Below are 2301 nucleotides of genomic sequence, written 5' to 3' on the forward strand. Positions count from 1 at the left end.
GCGCCGCGGGCCAACAAATCCCGCACCCGTTCCCGATCCCCAATTACCTGCAGCAGGGTCAAGTTGGGATCCTGCGCTTGTAGATCACTCACATACTTGTTGACATAGTCAAGGATGGGATCCACCTGTTTCTCAACAGTAGGCGGAACTTCAGGGGGTTCGAGCGTTGTCAAACCCCCTGGGGGTTGGGAAACAGAGACCGGGGCGGACGGCTCCACCGGGGTTTGACCTTCGGCTACAGGCGTTGAGTCGGAAGCAGTCTCACCGGCAGTCGCAACGGCACTGTTAGAGCTTGCACTGGAAGTGGAGACTTCAGGTTCTGGGATGAGGTCAGGGATCCCATTGCCCCACACCTGCTTATGCAACTCCGCCCGGAAAGTGGCCAGGGATCCCCGCAGGGCCTGGGCCTGGGCTTGCTGTTCCTGAGCCATCTGAGCCAGCTCCTGTCGAGCCATTTGCCGGAGAGCCTGTACCCACTGCCGCAAATCGGCGCAAAAAGACTGCCGCGCTTGCTGAGTTTTGTCGGCCATCGCCTGCCGAGCCTGCGTATAGGTGCTCAGCAAATGCTCCACAGCCGCAGTCAAGTTAGCCCGGAAAGCCTGCAATTGCTGCCGGCTGACTTCCAATTGAGCAGCTCGTTCCTGCTCCAGGCGAGCCAGACTCTCTGCCACCGACTTGGCCCGCTGAGCCGCCGCTTCCGAACGGAAGCATTCGTCCAGGGATCGCCTCACAGCCCGCTCCTGCCTCAGTTTCTGCAATTGGCTGCGGGTTTGCTCCGTCTGGTGCCGTATTGCTTCTTGTCGTTGCTGGCGGCGCTGCCCCAGCTCAACCATCAGGGCTTGGTGCTGCTCTAGACGCTGCTGCCGGGATCGGCTTAACAAACTTCGGTTTTGAGTCACCCGCCGGCTGCGAGCTATGGCCCATTGTTCCTGCAAACTCATGATCTCCAATCCCTCACGTCGTTTTCAATGCTTGGGTGGATACAGCTTCTCTGCCTGTTCCCAACTCGATGGCACTGCCAACCTGTAGCTCAGTGCGGCTGCAAGACTCAATCCTCGAACAAAACCCGCAGAAGCAAGGCAGAGACCGGCGGTGGATCCCTGCCTCGCTTTCCGACGGCTAGCTTCCTACGCCTCCGCCCAGAGAGCATAACTCATCCAACCATTGCGATGCTCAAGGCGAGAGGGTTGTGGGCACTTTCCTTGGTTGAGTGATTTTGGTTAGGCAGATTTAGACGGCAGGAGCAGCAGCAGTAGCCGTCAGACCCACAGCCTCAGCGTACTTCAGGTAGGTTTCCACGGAAGCCACAACGACGCGGGCTTCAATGGCCAACAGCTCGATCCCAACCAAAGAAACCCGCACCCAGGCATCGACCACGATACCTTTATCCAAGATGCGATCGATCACTTCGGCCAAGCTGGACGAGGAGTTCACTTTCTCTACTGCCATAACGATCTCTCCTGCACTGATACTGCTGATACTGATGAGGGTTGAAAAGGACAGACAACTCGGCGGCAAAATGGCATGTAGAAGGGATCCCAGCTGAGGATTCACCTTCCCTAGGGCGACAGCCGCACCCTCTATCACCCTAGCCCTATTGTGCTGGCTTTTTTCGGGGAGAACACCCGTAGATTCGCTTAAAAAAGACGGCGAACTCGAAAGGTTTACCGCTTTTCTAAGCGCCATCCCCCCTACATAGTACTCGCCAGCAGAAAAAATGGGCAAAGATGAGGGCGAGTTTTGAGCCCAAGTTGTGGAAGTGTGGTGGAGGGGCAGTGGGAAGCGGCAGGGATCCCCTATACTGGGGGCAGTGGGCTTGCTGACATACCGTTTCTCGCTGGCTGATAGGGCTGTCGTGACCGATTTCAACACCGGGATCCCGAGCGTGCGTCGCCTGCAGAAGGTCATCAAGGATCGGGAAACCCTCGAGGTCAAACTCAATACCGGAGATGTCTTCGTCGGCCAGTTGCGCTGGCAGGATCCCGATTGCCTCTGTTTAGCCGATGCCGAGGGGCGGGAGTCGCTGCTGTGGCGGTCTGCCATTGCTTTCATCAAGGTCAGGCCTCAGTCTTAAGTACTGCTCCGGATCCCTGTACAGCTCTTCTTCCCAATTTTTGAATAAATCTTTACAACAACTCAGGGCTTTTCTGTCTCCCTCTGAGGGCAGTTTTCTCCAGTTGACCCACTCCTGCTGGGTTTTTGGAGTGGTTGACTACCCTGCCGTCGCCCTGAGTCTATCCCAAAGCCGTCCCCCATTGCTCCGCAACGCTGTTGCAACTGCGTCAGCGGGCCGTAGGCCTT

The 2301-nt window shown here is 57.1% G+C and carries 3 protein-coding genes; 1 reads left to right on the plus strand and 2 read right to left on the minus strand.

The annotated features are described in order from the left end of the window. The coding region (gene gvpC, locus NW819_RS10415; RefSeq protein ID WP_414413695.1) for a gas vesicle protein GvpC at positions 1–941 on the minus strand (941 nt) is incomplete at its 3' end. Between the two features lie 289 nt (positions 942–1230). Beyond that, complete coding sequence (gvpA, locus tag NW819_RS10420) at positions 1231–1449, minus strand: gas vesicle structural protein GvpA (RefSeq protein ID WP_011429717.1); 219 nt, start codon at positions 1447–1449, stop codon at positions 1231–1233. A gap of 406 nt (positions 1450–1855) precedes the next feature. Here gvpA and NW819_RS10425 point away from each other — a divergent pair, with 406 nt between their 5' ends. After that, on the plus strand, positions 1856–2074 hold the full coding sequence (locus NW819_RS10425; protein ID WP_041437389.1) for an Hfq-related RNA-binding protein: 219 nt from the start codon (positions 1856–1858) through the stop codon (positions 2072–2074). The last annotated feature ends 227 nt before the right edge of the window (positions 2075–2301 follow it).

The sequence above is a fragment of the Synechococcus sp. R8-2 genome, from assembly GCF_047461715.1.
In the GTDB taxonomy this organism is placed as follows: Bacteria; Cyanobacteriota; Cyanobacteriia; order Thermostichales; family Thermostichaceae; genus Thermostichus.

Bases quoted from the DNA above. Each gene is read 5' to 3' on its own strand.
- gvpA (WP_011429717.1), bottom strand. From the start codon at position 1,449: ATGGCAGTAGAGAAAGTGAACTCCTCGTCCAGCTTGGCCGAAGTGATC.